This window comes from Microbacterium sp. (assembly GCF_051860965.1).
GTDB lineage: Bacteria > Actinomycetota > Actinomycetes > Actinomycetales > Microbacteriaceae > Microbacterium.
Map to the genome: position 1 here is coordinate 1 of NZ_JBIMKU010000006.1, position 18068 is coordinate 18068.

18 protein-coding genes are annotated in these 18068 nt (G+C 69.8%); 15 read left to right on the forward strand and 3 right to left on the reverse strand.

Annotation, left to right across the window (positions count from 1 at the left end; genetic code table 11):
• Positions 1-73 precede the first annotated feature (73 nt).
• Positions 74-439, reverse strand: coding sequence for a GntR family transcriptional regulator (locus tag ACTIFV_RS12345; RefSeq protein ID WP_439593088.1), 366 nt, complete (start codon positions 437-439; stop codon positions 74-76).
• A complete protein-coding gene (locus ACTIFV_RS12350) occupies positions 436-1356 on the reverse strand; it encodes a hypothetical protein (protein WP_439593089.1) in 921 nt (306 codons plus the stop codon). Before ACTIFV_RS12350 ends, ACTIFV_RS12345 begins: the two co-directional genes overlap by 4 nt.
• Before the next feature lie 96 nt (positions 1357-1452).
• Here ACTIFV_RS12350 and murC point away from each other — a divergent pair, with 96 nt between their 5' ends.
• The 15 genes from murC (at position 1453) to ACTIFV_RS12425 (ending at position 17467) form a co-directional block, all read left to right on the forward strand.
• Complete coding sequence (gene murC / locus ACTIFV_RS12355) at positions 1453-2862, forward strand: UDP-N-acetylmuramate--L-alanine ligase (protein ID WP_439593090.1); 1410 nt, start codon at positions 1453-1455, stop codon at positions 2860-2862.
• A gap of 4 nt (positions 2863-2866) precedes the next feature.
• On the forward strand, positions 2867-3937 hold the full coding sequence (locus tag ACTIFV_RS12360; protein WP_439593091.1) for an FtsQ-type POTRA domain-containing protein: 1071 nt from the start codon (positions 2867-2869) through the stop codon (positions 3935-3937).
• Between the two features lie 140 nt (positions 3938-4077).
• Entirely contained in the window at positions 4078-5226 is a 1149-nt protein-coding gene (gene ftsZ / locus ACTIFV_RS12365; RefSeq protein WP_439593092.1) for a cell division protein FtsZ, read from the forward strand.
• A gap of 7 nt (positions 5227-5233) precedes the next feature.
• On the forward strand, positions 5234-5920 hold the full coding sequence (locus tag ACTIFV_RS12370) for a YggS family pyridoxal phosphate-dependent enzyme (protein ID WP_439593093.1): 687 nt from the start codon (positions 5234-5236) through the stop codon (positions 5918-5920).
• Positions 5921-5952: 32 nt separating this feature from the next.
• A complete protein-coding gene (locus tag ACTIFV_RS12375; protein ID WP_439593094.1) occupies positions 5953-6414 on the forward strand; it encodes a cell division protein SepF in 462 nt (153 codons plus the stop codon).
• 3 nt (positions 6415-6417) lie between these two features.
• Positions 6418-6720 (forward strand): YggT family protein, encoded by a 303-nt coding sequence (locus tag ACTIFV_RS12380; protein WP_439593095.1) that lies wholly within the window; start codon positions 6418-6420, stop codon positions 6718-6720.
• A 126-nt stretch (positions 6721-6846) separates the two neighbouring features.
• Positions 6847-7437, forward strand: a complete 591-nt coding sequence (locus tag ACTIFV_RS12385) for a DivIVA domain-containing protein (protein ID WP_439593096.1) — start codon at positions 6847-6849, stop codon at positions 7435-7437.
• 7 nt (positions 7438-7444) lie between these two features.
• Positions 7445-8179, forward strand: a complete 735-nt coding sequence (gene lspA, locus ACTIFV_RS12390) for a signal peptidase II (protein ID WP_439593097.1) — start codon at positions 7445-7447, stop codon at positions 8177-8179.
• 1 nt (position 8180) lies between these two features.
• Positions 8181-9101 carry an RluA family pseudouridine synthase gene (locus ACTIFV_RS12395; RefSeq protein WP_439593098.1) on the forward strand — a complete coding sequence of 307 codons (921 nt, stop codon included), beginning with the start codon at positions 8181-8183 and terminating at the stop codon, positions 9099-9101.
• A 32-nt stretch (positions 9102-9133) separates the two neighbouring features.
• Complete coding sequence (locus ACTIFV_RS12400; protein WP_439593099.1) at positions 9134-9700, forward strand: GNAT family N-acetyltransferase; 567 nt, start codon at positions 9134-9136, stop codon at positions 9698-9700.
• A 313-nt stretch (positions 9701-10013) separates the two neighbouring features.
• Positions 10014-13484 (forward strand): DNA polymerase III subunit alpha, encoded by a 3471-nt coding sequence (gene dnaE / locus ACTIFV_RS12405; RefSeq protein WP_439593360.1) that lies wholly within the window; start codon positions 10014-10016, stop codon positions 13482-13484.
• A 105-nt stretch (positions 13485-13589) separates the two neighbouring features.
• Positions 13590-14603 carry a hypothetical protein gene (locus ACTIFV_RS12410; protein ID WP_439593100.1) on the forward strand — a complete coding sequence of 338 codons (1014 nt, stop codon included), beginning with the start codon at positions 13590-13592 and terminating at the stop codon, positions 14601-14603.
• A 3-nt stretch (positions 14604-14606) separates the two neighbouring features.
• A complete protein-coding gene (gene hisD / locus ACTIFV_RS12415; protein WP_439593101.1) occupies positions 14607-15917 on the forward strand; it encodes a histidinol dehydrogenase in 1311 nt (436 codons plus the stop codon).
• A 10-nt stretch (positions 15918-15927) separates the two neighbouring features.
• Positions 15928-16413 carry a transcriptional regulator NrdR gene (nrdR, locus tag ACTIFV_RS12420; RefSeq protein ID WP_439593102.1) on the forward strand — a complete coding sequence of 162 codons (486 nt, stop codon included), beginning with the start codon at positions 15928-15930 and terminating at the stop codon, positions 16411-16413.
• 10 nt (positions 16414-16423) lie between these two features.
• Positions 16424-17467 (forward strand): quinone-dependent dihydroorotate dehydrogenase, encoded by a 1044-nt coding sequence (locus ACTIFV_RS12425; RefSeq protein ID WP_439593103.1) that lies wholly within the window; start codon positions 16424-16426, stop codon positions 17465-17467.
• Here ACTIFV_RS12425 and ACTIFV_RS12430 read toward each other — a convergent pair.
• Positions 17442-18032: a DUF3043 domain-containing protein gene (locus ACTIFV_RS12430; RefSeq protein ID WP_439593104.1), complete on the reverse strand. Its 591-nt coding sequence runs from the start codon at positions 18030-18032 to the stop codon at positions 17442-17444. The two genes, ACTIFV_RS12425 and ACTIFV_RS12430, sit on opposite strands and share 26 nt — an antisense overlap.
• Positions 18033-18068: the final 36 nt, after the last annotated feature.

Genomic DNA, 18068 nt, shown 5'->3' on the forward strand with positions numbered 1-18068 from the left:
TGAGGGTGGTACCCACATCGTCCCGGAGGTCTTCGCTCACCTCACGTGATCACAACGTGTCGGGGAAGAACACCTAGGTCGCGGGCTCGGACTTCAGCGCGGCTGCGACGAGCGCGAGAGCCTCGTCGGCGTCGAGGCGCAGCATCCGCACCTGCTCGGCGAACCGTGCCGCGGCGCGCTGGGCCTCCTGCCGGGCCGGATCGCCGTGCGGTGAGACGAACGTGCCGTTGCGTCCGCGGGTCTCGATGACACGGGATGCCTCGAGCTCGCGGTAGGCGCGCGCGACCGTGCCCGGCGCGAGGCCGAGGTCCTCCGCGAGGCGGCGGACGGTGGGCAGGCGCGCGCCGGCCGCGAGCTCGCCCGATGTCACCGCCTCGAGCAGCTGCGCGCGCAGCTGCTCGTACGGCGGGACGGGCGAACGCGGGTCGACGACGATCACGTCGCACCCCCCGCGGGTACCGGATGCCGCAGCCACTCGGGGTACAGCGGCGCGGGGAGCGGCCGGCCGGTGGAGGGGTAGAGGAAGCTGAGTGCGATGACGCCCCAGGTGGGGAGCTGCGTCGCCCATCCGCTCCACACGCTGTCGAGCGGAGTCGTCAGCGCGATGATCGCGAGCGACAGGACGAGCCAGGCCGCGATCGCGCCTGAGAGCCGCAGGGACATGATCGTCGCGGCACGCAGCGCGTCGTCCCACGCGAGCTCGAGAGAGTGCGTGGCCGGCTGCGGCTGGTCGAGCACGAGTCGCTCCAGTCGCGGCAGGGCGATGAAGACGGCGAGCGCGACGACGGAGAAGACGGCGACGGCGATCGCTGCGGGACTCTGCACGCGGGCTGGTGCGAAGACCGCGAAGAATGCGACGCTGCCGGCGGCCAGTGCCGCCAGGACGGCGATCAGCCAGGGGAGCGCGCGACGCACGGGACCGATGTACTCCGCGACGCTCAGCGTGCGGGCGCGGGCGATGCGCGGCGCGTCCGGCGCGGGGTGGAAGAGACGTTCGCGCACCGCGACGATCGTGGTTCCGACGACGCTGCCCACGACGAGTGCGGTGAGCAGCGTGTAGAAGACGAAGAACGGGCTCGTCGCGACGGGCGTGAAGAGCAGGGCCGCGGAGATCGCCGCGCCGGCGAGGATCGCTGCACCACCCACGATCGACCTCGCGCGCAGCGCTCGTGCGACAGACGCGCGGGTCTGCTCCGAGCCGTACGGGAGCTGGACGCGCATCGAGAACCTGTCGGCCCTCGCCTGCGACGAGCTCCTGCTCGACATCGCCACGAGGACGCAGACCGCGATGATCGTCACGGCGATCGTGAGCACGACGTTGAGAGCGCGTGTCATGTCGGGGTAGAGGCCGTCCATGCCTCCTTTGTACGTCGTTTGTATCAATGTGTCAACACAAACCGTTCCGCGCGCCGAGGCGGCCGCCCTCGGGTGCCGACTTAGACTTGACCGGTCATGATTCGTCCCGACCTGAGCCTGCCCCTGCCCGAGAGCATCGAGGCCGCGCACTTCATCGGCATCGGCGGCTCCGGCATGTCGGGGCTCGCGCGCATGTTCCTCGAACGCGGCATCCGCGTCTCCGGCTCCGATCGCGCCGACAGCCCCGGTCTGCGCCAGCTCGAGGCCCTCGGTGCGACCGTGTACGTCGGTCACGAAGCCTCACACCTGGCGAGCGATGTCGACACGGTCGTGCACACCGGCGCGATCTGGCCGGAGAACCCCGAGTTCCTCCTGGCCAAGGAGCGCGGACTGCACGTCATCCATCGCTCGCAGGCGCTGCACTGGTTCATCGGCGGCAGCCGACTCGTCTCGGTCGCGGGCGCCCACGGCAAGACGACGTCGACCGGAATGGTCGTCACCGCCCTGCAGGCGCTGGGCGTCGACCCCACCTTCGTCAACGGCGGCGTGATCGCCCAGCTCGGCGTGTCGAGCGGCAGCGGCGCGGACGACGTCTTCGTCATCGAGGCCGACGAGTCGGACGGCACGTTCCTGCTCTACGACACCTCCATCGCGCTCATCACCAACGTCGACCCCGACCACCTCGACCACTGGGGATCGCGCGACGCCTTCGACGCGGCCTTCGCCGAGTTCGCGAACAGCGCCCGAGAGGCCGTCGTCATCTCGTCCGACGACGAAGGAGCCGTCTCGGTGCGCACGCGCCTCACGCACGAGAAGGTCATCACCTTCGGCGAGGCGCCCGATGCCGACATCCGCGTCACCGACATCGTGACCGACGGTCCGGTGCGCTTCACCGTGCGCCACGGCATCGCCGCCGCCGAGGTGCAGCTCGCCGTGCCGGGGGCCCACAACGCGATCAACGCCGCGGGAGCCATCGGCGTCCTCGTCGCGCTCGGCCACGGCTTCCTCGACGCCGCGCGGGCGGTCGAGGGATTCGCGGGCACGGCCCGGCGCTTCGAGCTGCACGACGTCGTCCGCGGAGTGAGCGTGTACGACGACTACGCGCACCATCCGACCGAAGTGGCAGCCGCCCTCGCGGCCGCGCGCACCGTCGTCGGCGACGGACGCATCATCGCCGTGCACCAGCCGCACACGTACTCGCGCACGCAGGCGATGTTCCGCGAGTTCGCCGACGTGCTCGAGTCGCACGCCGACCACACCGTCGTGCTCGACGTCTACGGCGCGCGCGAGGACCCGGTCGAGGGCGTCACGGGAGCACTCGTGAGCGGCGCCTTCACCGAGCCCGAGCACGTGCGCTTCGTGGCGGACTGGCAGGCTGCCGCCGACTACACCGCCTCCGTCGCCCGTGACGGCGACTTCGTGATCACGCTGGGCTGCGGCAACGTCAACCTCATCGTCCCGCAGGTGCTCGACGCGCTCGCGCGGACCACCGCCGCGGGGGAGTAGGCGGATGCGTCGGCCCTCGCCGCTGCCGCAGCCGGCGATGCCGCCCGCGCGGACGCCCGACGTCGTCGCACCCGCGGAGGAGCAGGAGGACGTGGTGTTCGACGCCTCGACCTCCTCGAAGGCGCCGGATGCCGCGATCACCGAGCCGATCCCCATCACCCGGGGGCGGGACGCCGGGTCGCTGCAGACGAACGAGGCCGTGCCCCCGGCTGCGCGGCCGATTCCGATCGTCCCCCCCGAGTCGACTGGTGCCGAGCGATCGCCCACCGCGCCCGCGGAGGCCGTAGGCGCGGAAGGCGATCCCGGCACCCCCGTCGGGCTCCGCGCCGTGTGGGCCGCCGCCCGGGCCCGGCGCAAGGCCCTGCGCGCCGAGGTGCGCCGCTTCACCGTGCGCCAGCGACGTCGCCGTGCGACGTGGATCGGCGTCGCGGCATCGATCGTCCTTCTCGTGCTCGCCACGCTGGGCGCCGCCTACAGCCCGCTGTTCGCCGTCGAGCGGATCCGGGTCGTGGGAACCTCGCAGCTCGACGTCGACGCCGTCGAGGCCGCTCTCGACGGCCAGCTCGGCACGCCGCTGCCGCTCGTCGACGACAGCGCGGTCAAGGCCGCCCTCGTCACGTTCCCGCTCGTCGAGTCGTACACGCTCGAAGCACGCCCGCCCCACGAGCTCGTCGTGCGCATCGTCGAACGCACGCCGGTCGGCTACCTCGAGACGCGCTCGGGGTATTCCCTCGTGGATGCCGCAGGCGTCGTCCTCTCGACGGTGCCGGCACCGGGACCCGACGCTCCGCTCTTCACGATCGAGGGCGGCTCCGGCACGCCGGCGTTCGCGGCGGCGGGTGCCGTCATGCGCTCGCTCCCGGCGAGCATCAGAGCGCAGGTCACAGCGGTCGCGGCATCCACCCCCGACGATGTGACACTGACCCTCGGCGGCACGAACACGATCGTCATGTGGGGGAGCGCCGAGGAGTCGGCGCTGAAGGGCACCGTGCTCGCGTCGGCGATGGCCGCCCGGCCGCCCGCGACCGTGAGCGAGTACGACGTGTCGTCGCCGCGCGCCGTCGTCGTGCGCTGATCGACGCGCTATTCCCCGACACGCCCGCCTCGCTCCACGGTGTGCGCCGGCATCCGCCTACTTTCGATCTAGGAATTGCATACCGAGCAATTCTTTAAACCTCTACATGAGGTTGAAGGTTGGGTCAGACGGAGGCCGGCATGAGCCAGAACCAGAACTACCTCGCGGTGATCAAGGTCGTCGGAGTGGGTGGCGGCGGCGTGAACGCCGTCAACCGCATGATCGACCTCGGTCTGCGCGGCGTCGAGTTCATCGCGATCAACACCGATGCGCAGGCGCTGCTCATGAGCGACGCCGACGTCAAGCTCGACGTGGGCCGCGAGCTCACGCGCGGCCTGGGCGCGGGCGCCGATCCCGAAGTGGGTCGACGCGCGGCGGAGGACCACGCGGAGGAGATCGAAGAGGCCCTGCGCGGCGCCGACATGGTGTTCGTCACCGCGGGCGAGGGCGGCGGCACCGGCACGGGCGGCGCGCCCGTCGTGGCCAAGATCGCCAAGTCCATCGGCGCCCTCACGATCGGCGTCGTGACGAAGCCGTTCTCGTTCGAGGGACGCCGTCGCCAGCAGCAGGCCGAGACCGGCGTCGGCAAGCTGAAGGAAGAGGTCGACACCCTCATCGTCGTGCCCAACGACCGCCTCCTCGAGATCAGCGATCGCGGCATCTCCATGATCGAGGCCTTCGCGACCGCCGACCAGGTGCTTCTCGCCGGTGTGCAGGGCATCACCGACCTCATCACGACCCCCGGTCTCATCAACCTCGACTTCGCCGACGTCAAGTCGGTCATGCAGGGTGCGGGCTCGGCCCTCATGGGCATCGGCTCGGCACGGGGCGCGGATCGCGCCATCAAGGCCGCCGAGCTCGCGGTCGAGTCGCCGCTCCTCGAAGCCTCGATCGAGGGCGCTCACGGCGTGCTGCTGTCGATCCAGGGCGGATCGAACCTCGGCATCTTCGAGATCAACGACGCGGCGCAGCTCGTGAAAGAGGCCGCGCACCCCGAGGCGAACATCATCTTCGGAACCGTCATCGACGACACGCTGGGCGACGAAGTGCGGGTCACCGTCATCGCGGCCGGCTTCGACGGCGGCGAGCCGTCGCTGCGGATCGATCCTGTGAACGCCTCGAGGGTCGTCTCGGCGCCCGCGCTGCCCGTCATCCCGGCGGAGTCCGCCGACGAGGCGTCCCGCGAGTTCGACGCCCCCGAACCGGTCGCCGTGGCCGCCGTCACCGACAACGGCTACGACTCGGCCTTCGGCGACGACGATCTCGACATCCCCGACTTCCTCAAGTAGCGACCCGATGGACCGTGATCTCGCCGCCCGTCTCGACGAGGTCGACGGTCGCATCGCTCAGGCCGCGAGCGACGCCGGACGCGACCCGGCGTCGCTCACGCGCATCGTCGTGACGAAGTTCCATCCCGCGGCGCTCGTCGCCGAGCTCGCGGCGCTCGGCGTGCGCGACGTCGGCGAGAACAAGCAGCAGGAGCTCACCGCCAAACGCGCCGAGCTGCCCGACCTCCCTGTCGAGTGGCACTTCATCGGCCAGATCCAGACCAACAAGGCGCGGGCGGTGCGGGCCGCGGCATCCATCGTCCACTCCGTGGACCGCGCACGACTCGCCGACGTCCTCGACGCGGCGGCACCCGACGAGGCCTCCGTGCTCGACGTGCTGCTGCAGATCAACCTCACCGACGACCCGGGGCGCGGCGGGGTCGCGCCCGCCGAGCTCGAGGCCCTCGCTGAGCACGTCGATGGATGCCCCACCCTCCGCGTGCGCGGGGTCATGGCCGTCGCACCGCTCGACGAGGCGCCTGCCGCCGCCTTCGCGCGGCTGCACACGTACAGCGACCGGCTGCGGACGGTCGTGCCGGATGCCGACTGGATCTCGGCCGGCATGACCGCCGACTTCGCCGAAGCGATCGCCGCAGGCGCGACACACCTACGGATCGGGTCGGCAATCACGGGTCCGCGCCCGATACGCGGTTAACCTCGGAACAGACGAGCGATCAGGAGGATGCGATGTCGAACCCGCTCAAGAAGACCATGGTGTACCTGGGCCTCGCCGACGAGGAAGAGGTCTACGAGGAGCCTGCGCCGCAGTCTCGCGGACGCCGCTCCGACGCCGTGGTCGAGAAGGCCGCGCCCGTGACGCCGATCCACCGGCCGACCGTCGTGCGCCAGCCGTCGCCCAGCGCGATCAGCGAGATCCTCACGGTGCACCCCAAGCAGTACCGCGATGCGCAGGTGATCGCCGAGAACTTCCGCGAGGGCATCCCGGTCATCATCAACCTCTCGCAGATGAGCGACGCCGACGCGCGCCGGCTGATCGACTTCGCGAGCGGACTCTCGCTCGGGCTCTACGGACGCATCGAGCGGGTCACGAGCAAGGTGTTCCTGCTCTCGCCCGAGAACGTCGCCGTTTCGGGCGACGGCGCGGTGGCGCAGGCGGACCCCGAGTCGGTTCCGTTCTCGCAGCAGTAGCCCGTGGACATCGTCCGCCTCATCGCGGCGATCCTCAACGCCGCGCTCGTCATCTACGTCCTCGTGCTGCTCGCGCGGCTGATCCTGGACTGGATTCCGTTCTTCAACCGCGAGTGGCGTCCGCGCGGCGCGGGTCTCGTCGTCGCCGAGATCATCTACACCGTCACCGATCCACCCATTCGATTCTTCCGTCGCTTCATCCCCCCGCTGCGGGTCGGAGCGATCGCGATCGACTTCGGCTTCGCGCTCACGATGCTCCTGTGCTTCGTGCTGCTCGCGGTCACCCGCGTCGTCGCGGGTTCGTGACGCGAACGCCGCACCCACTTCCACACAGCCGCGATGCCGAGACTATGCTTGGCTGATACGGCCCGCCCCCAGTAGGCCCGCCACAGACAGCTGCCAGCGACCTGAGCGCTCGAAAGAGGAACCACCATGGCATTGACCCCCGATGACGTCGTCACCAAGCAGTTCCAGCACGTCCGCTTCAAGGACGGCTTCGACCCCGACGAGGTCGACGACTTCCTCGACGAAATCGTCGTCGAGTGGCGCAAGGCCCTCGCCGAGAACGAGGAGCTGAAGGCCAAGCTCGCGGCCTACGAGTCGGGCGCCGCCGCACCCGCACCCGCCGCCGCACCGGCTGCAGCGCCTGCAGCCCCCGAGCCGGTCGCCGCCGAGCCCGCCGCAGCCGCCTCGGGCGCCGGTGCCTCCGCCGGCATCATCGAGCTCGCCCAGCGTCTGCACGACGAGCACGTCGCCGAGGGCATCGCCCAGCGCGACCAGCTCATCTCCGACGCGAAGTCGCAGGCCGCCGCGATCGTGACCGACGCCGAGACGCGCGGTCGCGAGGAGCTCGCGAAGCTCGACCGCGAGCGCAGCGTGCTCGAGACGCGCATCACCGAGCTGCGCAACTTCGAGCGCGACTACCGCTCGCAGCTGCGCAGCTACATCGAGGGCAAGCTCCGCGACCTCGAGACCACGGCAACCACGTCAGGATCGACCCCGGTCTCTGCCATCGGCCTGTAAGGCCGGCGTGTCCGAACGCCAGCCTCTGCGTCACACGGCGGCCGGCGCCATCATCGCGGTTCTCGCGGTGCTGGTGCTGGCCGCCGACCAGTTCACGAAGTATCTCGCGCTGCAGAATCTGCCGCTCGAACAGCCGGTGAAGATCATCGGCGACTTCCTGATCTTCTATCTCGTCAAGAATCCCGGTGCCGCCTTCTCGCTCGGCGAGGGCGTCACCTGGATCTTCACGATCGCGCTCGCGGTCGTCGCGGTCTCGATCGGCTGGCTGGCCGCGCGCCGCGTGCAGTCGCGGCGCTGGGCCGTCGTGCTCGGCCTGCTGCTGGGCGGTGTGCTCGGCAACCTGACCGACCGCCTCTTCCGCGAGCCGGGATTCCCCGTCGGTCACGTCATCGACTTCATCAACACCCCGTGGATGATGCCGGCGATCTACAACGTCGCCGACATCTTCATCGTGTGCGACATGATCCTCGTCGCACTGCTCGTCGTCGTAGGAGTGCACATGGACGGATCCCGCGAGCCCCGCCGGGCGCGCAAGGACGAAGAGACGATCCTCGGCGAGGGCGACGAGACGCCGCCCGACGGCCCCATCGCCGGGTTCGGGAACGAGTTCCCCGCCGCTGATCCGGATGCCGGCATCCCGGCGGACGAGCGGGGCCTCCCGCCCCTGAGCGAAGCCGAGCAGGAGGCCGTCGCGGCCGAGGCCGATCGCGAAGCGCGGGGCGAGCGCCGCTCCGACGTCTGACATGCCGTCGCGGCTGCTTCCCGTCCCCGACGGGCTGGAGGGCGCGCGCGTTGATCAGGCGCTCGCGAAGATGCTGGGCTTCTCGCGCACGTTCGCCGCGGAGGTCGCCGAGCAGGGCGGCGTGCAGCTCGACGGGCGCGTCGTCGGCAAGTCCGACCGCGTCGCGGCCGGCTCTCTGCTCGACGTGACGTGGACCGACAGGCTCGAGCCGCAGATCGTGCCCCTCGCCGTGCCCGAACTGGGCATCGTGTACGACGACGACGACATCGTCGTGATCGACAAGCCGTCCGGCGTCGCGGCGCATCCGTCGCTCGGCTGGGAGGGCCCGACGGTGCTCGGCGCACTCGCCGCGGCGGGATTCCGCATCGCGACGACGGGTGCCGCGGAGCGCCAGGGGATCGTGCATCGCCTCGACGTCGGCACGAGCGGACTCATGGTCGTCGCCAAGAGCGAGCACGCCTACACGGCGCTGAAGCACGCGTTCAAGGCGCGCGAGGTCGACAAGATCTACCACGCCGTCGTCCAGGGGCACCCCGATCCGCTCGCCGGGACGATCGACGCCCCCATCGGGCGGCATCCCTCCCACTCGTGGAAGTTCGCCGTCGTCCCCGACGGCAAGGACTCCGTCACGCACTACGAGACGCTCGAGGCGTTCCGCGGGGCTTCGCTCCTCGAGATCCATCTCGAGACGGGACGCACCCACCAGATCCGCGTGCACATGGCTGCGCACCGCCATCCCTGCGTCGGGGATCCTCTCTACGGCGCAGACCCGACGCTGTCCGCGCGCCTCGGGCTCACCCGCCAGTGGCTCCACGCGCACGAGCTCTCGTTCTCGCATCCCGCGACGGGGGAGTGGGTCACCTTCGCATCGGACTACCCCGCCGATCTCGCCCACGCCCTCGAGGTCCTGCGAGACGAGTGACGGATGTCGGGCGCCGGTGCCAGGGTGTCCTCATGGCGATCGAGATCCGGCCGGCTTCGACCTACGCCGATGTGAAGACGATGGTGGGGCCCAAGAGTCCCGACTCCGATGTCTGCTGGTGTCTGAGCTATCGGCTGACGTCGAAGGAGAACCAGGCGCTCCACCGCCAGGAGCGCGGGCGCAAGATGTCGGCGCTCCTTCGCCAGGGTCCGCCCGGAGTCCTCGCCTACGACGGCGACGAGGTCGTGGGGTGGGCAGCGGTGCATCCGCGCGCCGACACGTCTTTCGCGACGAACCGCCGCATCCCGCACGTCGACGATCTCGACGTCTGGAGCGTGTGGTGCATCCGCGTCCGTCCCGGTCATCGCGGTCAGGGCATCTCGCACGCGCTCCTGCAGGGCGCCGTCGAGTTCGCTCGCGACAACGGTGCTCCGGCCATCGAGGGGTATCCCGTCGACAACGAGGGTGCGAAGGTCGATCTGACGATGGCCTACGTCGGCACGCGTGCGCTGTTCCAGAAGGCGGGATTCCGCAAGGCGTCCGACACCGACTCCGTCCTCAACGGCTTCCCACGCGTGCTCATGCGTCTCGACTTCTGAACAAGATGGTTGCGGCGCCGGTCCGGGTGACATCCCCCACGGACTCCTCGTCCCGGCGCCGCACTTCCACGCTACGAAGGCGGTCGTCCGCGGCCCGTGGAGGGGGGTGGATGCCGTAGCACTCCGGCAGATTTGCGTAGTCCCGCGGGAGGTCGCCGTAGCCCGACGGGCATCCGGTCTCACCCTCAACGCGAAGGTGAGGTGACATCGACGACCCGCGTCGGCGTCGGGCGACCGATGTCGGAGCCGTCCGTAGACTCGATCCGTGGCATCCGACTCCTTCGTTCATCTGCACGTGCACAGCGAATACTCGATGCTCGACGGGGCCGCGCGCATCAAACCGATGATCGACGAGGCCGTGCGTCAAGAGATGCCGGCGATCGCGGTGACCGACCACGGCAACACGTTCGCCGCGTTCGAGTTCTACAAGACGGCGAAGGATGCCGGCATCAAGCCGATCGTCGGCATCGAGGCGTACGTCACGCCGGGCACGCATCGCTCCGACAAGGCGCGCGTGCGCTGGGGCACACCCGAGCAGAACGACGATGACGTCTCGGGCTCGGGCGCCTACACGCACATGACGCTCCTCAGCCAGACGACGGCGGGCATGCACAATCTGTTCCGGCTGTCGTCGAAGGCGAGCATGGAGGGCTACTACTTCAAGCCCCGCATGGACCGCGAGCTGCTCCAGACCTACAGCGACGGTCTCATCGCGACGACGGGGTGCCCGTCGGGGGAAGTGCAGACGCGGCTGCGTCTCGGTCAGTACGACGCAGCGCGCGCGGCCGCGGCGGAGTTCCAGGACCTCTTCGGCAAAGAGAACTACTTCGCCGAGATCATGGACCACGGCCTGTCGATCGAGCGCCGGGTCATGACCGATCTGCTCAAGATCGCGAAGGATCTCGACATCCCGCTGGTCGCGACGAACGACCTGCACTACACGCACCAGCACGACGCCGGCAGCCACGCCGCCCTTCTGTGCGTCCAGTCGGGGTCGACGCTCGACGACCCGAAGCGGTTCAAGTTCGACGGCGACGGCTACTACGTCAAGACGCCGGCCGAGATGCGCCAGATCTTCCGCGATCACCCCGAGGCGTGCGACAACACGCTGCTCATCGCCGAGCGGTGCGAGGTCGAGTTCAACACGAGCGCGAACTACATGCCGCGGTTCCCCGTTCCGCCGGGCGAGACCGAGGACTCCTGGTTCGTCAAAGAGGTCGAGATCGGACTCGAGAAGCGCTACCCCGGCGGCATCCCCGACCACGTCCGCACGCAGGCAGAGTACGAGACCGGCGTCATCCTGCAGATGGGCTTCCCCGGCTACTTCCTCGTCGTCGCCGACTTCATCAACTGGGCCAAGCGCAACGGCATCCGCGTCGGTCCGGGTCGTGGCTCGGGAGCCGGCTCCATGGCTGCCTACGCGATGGGCATCACCGACCTCGATCCGCTGCAGCACGGACTCATCTTCGAGCGCTTCCTCAATCCCGATCGCGTCTCGATGCCCGACTTCGACGTCGACTTCGACGACCGGCGCCGCGGCGAGGTCATCACGTACGTGACCGAGAAGTACGGTGACGAACGCGTCGCGCAGATCGTGACCTACGGCACCATCAAGGCGAAGCAGGCTCTGAAGGACGCCGGTCGCGTGCTCGGGTTCCCCTTCAGCATGGGCGAGAAGCTCACGAAGGCCATGCCGCCGGCCGTCATGGGCAAGGACATGCCGCTCGAGGGCATGTTCGACAAGGACCACCCCCGCTTCAAAGAGGCGAGCGAGTTCCGGGCCCTCATCGAGACCGACCCCGAGGCCAAGACGGTCTTCGACACCGCCGTCGGTCTCGAGAACCTCAAGCGCCAGTGGGGCGTGCACGCCGCCGGCGTGATCATGTCGTCCGAGCCGCTCATCGACATCATCCCGATCATGAAGCGGGAGCAGGACGGCCAGATCGTCACGCAGTTCGACTATCCGTCGTGCGAGGCGCTGGGCCTCATCAAGATGGACTTCCTGGGGCTGCGCAACCTGACGATCATCAACGACGCGCTCGACAACATCGAGGCCAACCGCGGGACGAAGCTCGTGCTCGAGGACCTCGGCCTCGACGACGCCGCGGCGTACGAGCTCCTGACTCGCGGTGATTCCCTCGGCGTCTTCCAACTCGACTCCGGGCCTCTCCGCAGCCTCATGCGGCTCATGCGGCCCGACAACTTCGAGGACATCTCCGCCCTCATCGCGCTCTACCGTCCGGGTCCGATGGGCGCGAACTCGCACATCAACTACGCGCTGCGAAAGACGGGGCAGCAGCCGATCACCCCGATCCACCCGGAGTTCGCCGAGAGCCTCGCCGAGATCCTCGACACGTCCTACGGCCTGATCATCTATCAGGAGCAGGTCATGGCCATCGCCCAGAAGGTCGCCGGGTTCTCGCTCGGCCAGGCAGACATCATGCGGCGCGCGATGGGCAAGAAGAAGAAGTCCGAGCTCGACAAGCAGTTCGAGGGCTTCGAGGCCGGCATGAAGGCCAACGGGTACTCCGACGAGGCGATCACGACGCTGTGGGAGATCCTGCTCCCGTTCTCGGACTACGCGTTCAACAAGGCCCACTCCGCCGCCTACGGGCTCGTGTCGTACTGGACGGCCTACCTCAAGGCGCACTATCCCGCCGAGTACATGGCTGCGCTCCTTACGAGCGTGGGCGACTCGAAGGACAAGATGGCGGTGTATCTCAACGAGTGCCGCCGCATGGGCATCAAGGTGCTCCCGCCCGACGTCGGGCAGTCGATCCGGTACTTCGCCGCCGTCGGCGAGGACATCCGCTTCGGTCTCGGCGCGGTCCGCAACGTCGGCGCGAACGTCGTCGACGGCATCGTCGCCGCGCGTGCCGATGACAGCTTCGTCAGCTTCCACGACTTCCTCACCAAGGTGCCGATGCACGTGGCCAACAAGCGGACGGTCGAGTCGCTCATCAAAGCCGGAGCGTTCGACTCGCTCGGCTCGACGCGGCGCGCCCTCATGGAGATCCACGAGGATGCCACCGAGGCCGCCGTCGAGACCAAGCGAAAGGCCGCGACCGGAGCGATCGGCTTCGATTTCGATTCCCTCTACGACGAGGCGGAGGAGATCCAGCCCGCCAAGGTGCCCGAGCGCCCCGAATGGACGAAGAAGGACAAACTCGCCTTCGAGCGCGAGATGCTCGGCCTGTACGTGTCGGACCACCCGCTGGCGGGGCTCGAGATCCCCCTCGCGAAGCACGCGTCGCTCAACATCCACGACCTCCTCTCATCGGAGTCGATCGACGACGGCGACCAGGTCACGGTGGCGGGACTCGTCACGAGCGTGCAGCACCGCGTCGCCAAGCAGAGCGGCAATCCCTACGGCATGATCACGATCGAGGACTTCAACGGCGAGGTGACCGTCATGTTCATGGGCAAGACCTACACCGAATTCCAGTCCATGCTGCAGGCCGACTCGATCCTCGTCGTGCGCGGGCGCGTGTCCCGACGCGACGACGGGCTCAACCTGCACGCGCAGGCGGCCTTCTCGCCCGACCTGGGCACGACGGATGCCTCGGGCCCGCTCATGCTCGTCATGCCCGAGCATCGCGCGAGCGAGAGCCTCGTGAACGAACTGGCCGAGGTGCTGCGTCGGCACCGGGGCGACACCGAGGTGACGCTGCGGCTCTACAAGGGCTCGGCGGCGAAGGTCTTCGAGGTCCCCATGCCGGTGTCGGTGAGCGCCGATCTGTTCGGCGAGCTCAAAGGACTGCTCGGGCCCCAGTGCCTGGGCTGAGTCCCCTCCCGTCCTCCCTCTGACACACCCCGACCCGCGACCTGGCGTGCATAGCCCCTCCGAGTAGGATCGGCTCCACGCCCCCGAGCCGAAAGGACCCCCATCGTGAGCGACCAGCTGGACGAGACCCCCGCACTGACCGAATTCGACGGCGAGACGTTCGAGACCGTCGAAGAGCCCCCGCAGTACGGTGTCGGGCCCTTCTCGATCCGCGAAGTCGCCCTCGTCGGCGTCTGGATCGTCGCGTTCGTCGTGTCGTTCTTCTCGATCGCCGAGGGTCGCTTCGACTCCGTCTGGACGTCGGGTCTGCAGTGGATCCTGACGATCGGCCTGCCTACGGTGGCGGTCTTCCTCCTGGTCCTGCGCCGGCTCTCGCCCGAAGGCATCCGTCGTGTGGGCTCTCTCGGCGTCGATCAGTTCGCCTCGGTCGCGTTCTCGGTCTCCTCGGTCGTGTGGCTCCAGATCGTCTGGGAGACCGTGGCCTTCGCGATCCAGTCCGGTGTCTGGGCCCGTACGTGGGTCATCTGGGTCGAGCTCGTCCTGATGCTCGTCGGCGTCGTGCTGACCGTGTTCGCCCCGCTCATCCCGCCCTTCGACGAGGACTTCCGCGGCCGCGCCGAGGTTCGCGCCCACCGCAACGCGAGCCCGATCCGCGCCGTGTCGCCGCGACCTGCCCGCGAGCCGCGCCCCGCTCCCGCGGCTGCGCCCGAGCAGGAGTTCGCCCCGACGGCCCAGTACGCCGCGAGCGACTACGCGCAGACGGGCGAGTTCGCTCCGTACGCGCCCGTGCAGGAGCAGGCCGCCTACGACGCGAGCACTCAGGGTGAGCCCGTCTACACGCCTGAGCCGGTCGACGCCTCGGGCGAGGCGTGGACTCCGCCGCAGACGCGAGGAACGTACGAGGCCCCCGTCGAGCAGGCGCCCGTCCGTCACCAGGCGTTCTGGGCCCTCGCGCCGGTCGAGCGCGACGTCGTGGACGAGAACGGCATCCCGCTGTTCCGCATCGGGCCGACCGCGTGGGCGCTCGTCATCGAAGACCACGGCAGCCGCTTCGTGGTGCGTCACGAGGACGGCCGCGTCGGCTACCTGCTCGATGTGACCGACATCACGCGGGGGTAGCTCTTGCTCCGCACGATCGACCTCCGCGGGCGCGACCTGTCGCCCGCCGAGCTTCTCGCCGCCGTTCCGCGGGCGACCGCGGCGCGCGACGAGGCCCTCGCCTCCGCAGCGCAGCTCGTCGCCGATGTCGCGGCTGACGGCGAGGACGCGCTGCGCGCCCAGGCCGAACGCTTCGACGGGGTGACCGGTCACGACATCCGCGTGCCGTCGGAGCACCTCGACGAAGCCCTCGCGCAGCTCGACCCGTCGGTGCGCGCGGCGCTCGAAGAGGCGATCTCGCGCGTGCGAACGGCATCCCGCGCCCAGGTCCCCGCACCCGTCGTGACCGAGCTCGCTCCGGGCGCCCGCGTGTCGCAGCGCTGGCAGCCCGTGCGGCGCGTCGGCCTGTACGTGCCGGGTGGCAAGGCGGTGTACCCGTCGAGCGTCGTCATGAACGTCGTCCCGGCCCAGGTCGCGGGTGTGCAGCGCATCGCTCTCGCCTCACCGCCTCAGCGCTCGCACGGCGGGCGCGTGCACCCCGTCATCCTCGCCGCCGCCCGCCTGCTGGGCGTCGACGAGGTCTACGCGATGGGCGGCGCGGGCGCGATCGGCGCCTTCGCCGCGGGCGTCGCGTCGCTCGGGCTCGATCCAGTCGACGTCGTCACGGGTCCGGGCAACAATTACGTCGCGGCGGCCAAGCGCGCCGTCGCCGGGCGCGTGGGGACCGATTCCGAGGCCGGCGCGACCGAGATCCTCGTCGTCGCGGATGCCGCGGCCGACGCGCGTCTCATCGCGTTCGACCTCGTGAGTCAGGCCGAGCACGACGAGCAGGCCGCCGCCGTGCTCGTGACCGACTCGCCCGAGCTCGCCGTCGCCGTCGACGCCGAGACGCGTGTCGCCGCGACCGCCACCCATCACGCGGCGCGTGTCGCCACGTCGCTCGCCGGCCCGCAGTCGGCGATCGTCCTGGTCGACGATCTCGCCGCGGCGACGGCGTTCAGCAATGCGTACGCGCCCGAGCACCTCGAGCTGCATCTCGCCGCGCCCCGCCCCGAGGACTTCGTGCACGCGGGCGCCGTGTTCGTCGGTCCCGACTCGCCCGTGAGCCTCGGCGACTATCTCGCGGGGTCGAACCACGTGCTCCCGACGGGCGGTCAGTCGCGATACGCCGCAGGCCTCTCGGCGGCGACCTTCCTGCGCCCGCAGCAGGTCATCGAGTACGACCGCGCGGCGCTGGCCGAGGTCCGCGACGCCATCGTGACCCTCGCCGACGCCGAGCAGCTGCCCGCCCACGGCGAGGCCGTCGCAGCCCGGTTCACCGGCGCACAGGCGTAGTCTTACCGCAATGCATTGCCCGTTCTGCCGTCATTCCGATTCGCGCGTCATCGATTCGCGGACCAGCGACGATGGCCTCAGCATCCGTCGCCGTCGTCAGTGTCCCGAGTGCGGCGGACGCTTCACGACCGTCGAGACGGCGAGTCTCAACGTCGTCAAGCGGTCGGGCGTCATGGAGCCGTTCAGCCGCGAGAAGGTCATCTCGGGCGTCCGCAAAGCCTGCCAGGGTCGTCCCGTGACCGACAGCGACCTCGCCGTGCTCGCGCAGACGGTCGAGGAGACACTGCGGCAGACCGGCGCCTCGCAGCTCGACGCGAACGAGATCGGCCTCGCGATCCTCGGCCCGCTCCGTGAGCTCGACGAGGTCGCCTACCTGCGCTTCGCGAGCGTGTACCAGGCGTTCGACTCGCTCGAGGACTTCGAGTCCGCGATCGAGCAGCTGCGCGTGGATCACCCCCGCGACGGCAGCGCGCAGACGGCATCCGTCGACCGATAATCTGGACGGGATGTATCCCCTCCTCTTCCGCGTCGTCCTCTCGCGCATGGACCCCGAGTCGGCGCACCACGCGGCGATGGCCGTCATCCGCGTCCTCGGGCTGCCCGCGCTGTCCTGGGCCCCGCGTGCGATCGCGAAGCCCGATCGCTCGCTCGAGACGAAAGCCCTCGGCCTCACCTTCCCCTCGCCGTTCGGCGTCGCCGCGGGCTTCGACAAGGACGTCATCGGCGCACAGGGGCTGTGGGCCCTCGGCTTCGGTCATGTCGAGGTCGGCACCCTCACGGCGATCCCACAGGACGGCAATCCGCGGCCCCGACTGTTCCGGCTCATCCCCGATCGCGCCGTCGTCAACCGCATGGGGTTCAACAACCGGGGGGCGGATGCCGCGGCCGCGCGCCTGCGCCGTCTGCGTGCGCGCTCGCATCGCGCCGTGATCGGCGTCAACATCGGCAAGAGCCGGGTCGTCGATGTCGCCGACGCGACGGCCGACTACGTGCGCAGCGCCTCGCTGCTCGCGCCCCTGGCGGACTATCTCGTCGTCAACGTCTCATCGCCCAACACGCCGGGACTGCGCGGTCTGCAGGCCGTCGAGACGCTGCGCCCGCTGCTGGATGCCGTGCGCGGCGCGGCAGGGTCCACGCCGCTCCTCGTGAAGATCGCGCCCGACCTCGAGGACGACGAGGTCCGGGCCATCGCGCGTCTCGCGGTGGACGCCGGGCTCGCGGGCATCATCGCGACGAACACGACGATCTCGCGGTCGGGCCTGCGCACCGATCCGGCCGTCGTCGCGGCGGCGGGGGAGGGCGGTCTGTCGGGCGCTCCGCTCAAGGGCCGTGCGCTGGACGTGCTCGCTCTCGTGCGGTCCGTCGTGCCGTCCGGGTTCTGCGTCATCTCGGTCGGCGGCGTCGAGAGCGCGGCGGACGTGCAGGAGCGTCTGGATGCCGGAGCCACTCTCGTGCAGGGCTATACCGCGTTCCTCTACCGCGGCCCGCTGTGGGCCCGGCAGATCAACAGGGGGCTGAAGAAGCTCAGACGGGCCGCTGTCCGCGCTTGACCTGGGGCTTCGGCAGGCGCAGGAACCGCATCTGGATCGACCGCATCGCGGCGTACCAGCCCAGGCCCTTCTCGACGCGGTCGCCCCACTTCTCCTTCGCCGCGCGCTTGACGCGGATCGACGTGATCACCATGTCGCCGATGACGAAGAGGATGAAGATCCACAGGGCCACGAACGCCCAGTACTGGATGCCGACCACGGGGACGAACGTCGCGATGATGACGACGACCATGGCGGGCATGACCGCCTCGCCGAGGTGGAAGCCCGCGTCGACGAAGTCGCGCACGAACTTGCGCTGCGGACCCTTGTCGCGAGCGGGAAGGTACTTGTCGTCGCCGGCGGCCATGCCGACGCGCGCCTTCTCGCGCTGCGCGTTGAGGTCGGCGCGGGCACGCGCCTTGGCCTCCTTCGTGTCGGGCACGAGGGGGCGCTTGCGCGCGGCCTCCTGCTCGGCGCGCGAGGGCGTGGCGCGGCCCTTCCCGGTGGGCCCGACGGGCACACCGTTCAGGGTCGTCCCCTCGGACGGCGCGTCGTTGGGAGCCGGAGCTGCGGGAGTCTTGGCCACGATGATCCTCGGGGAAGCGGGACGGGTTCGCCCTTA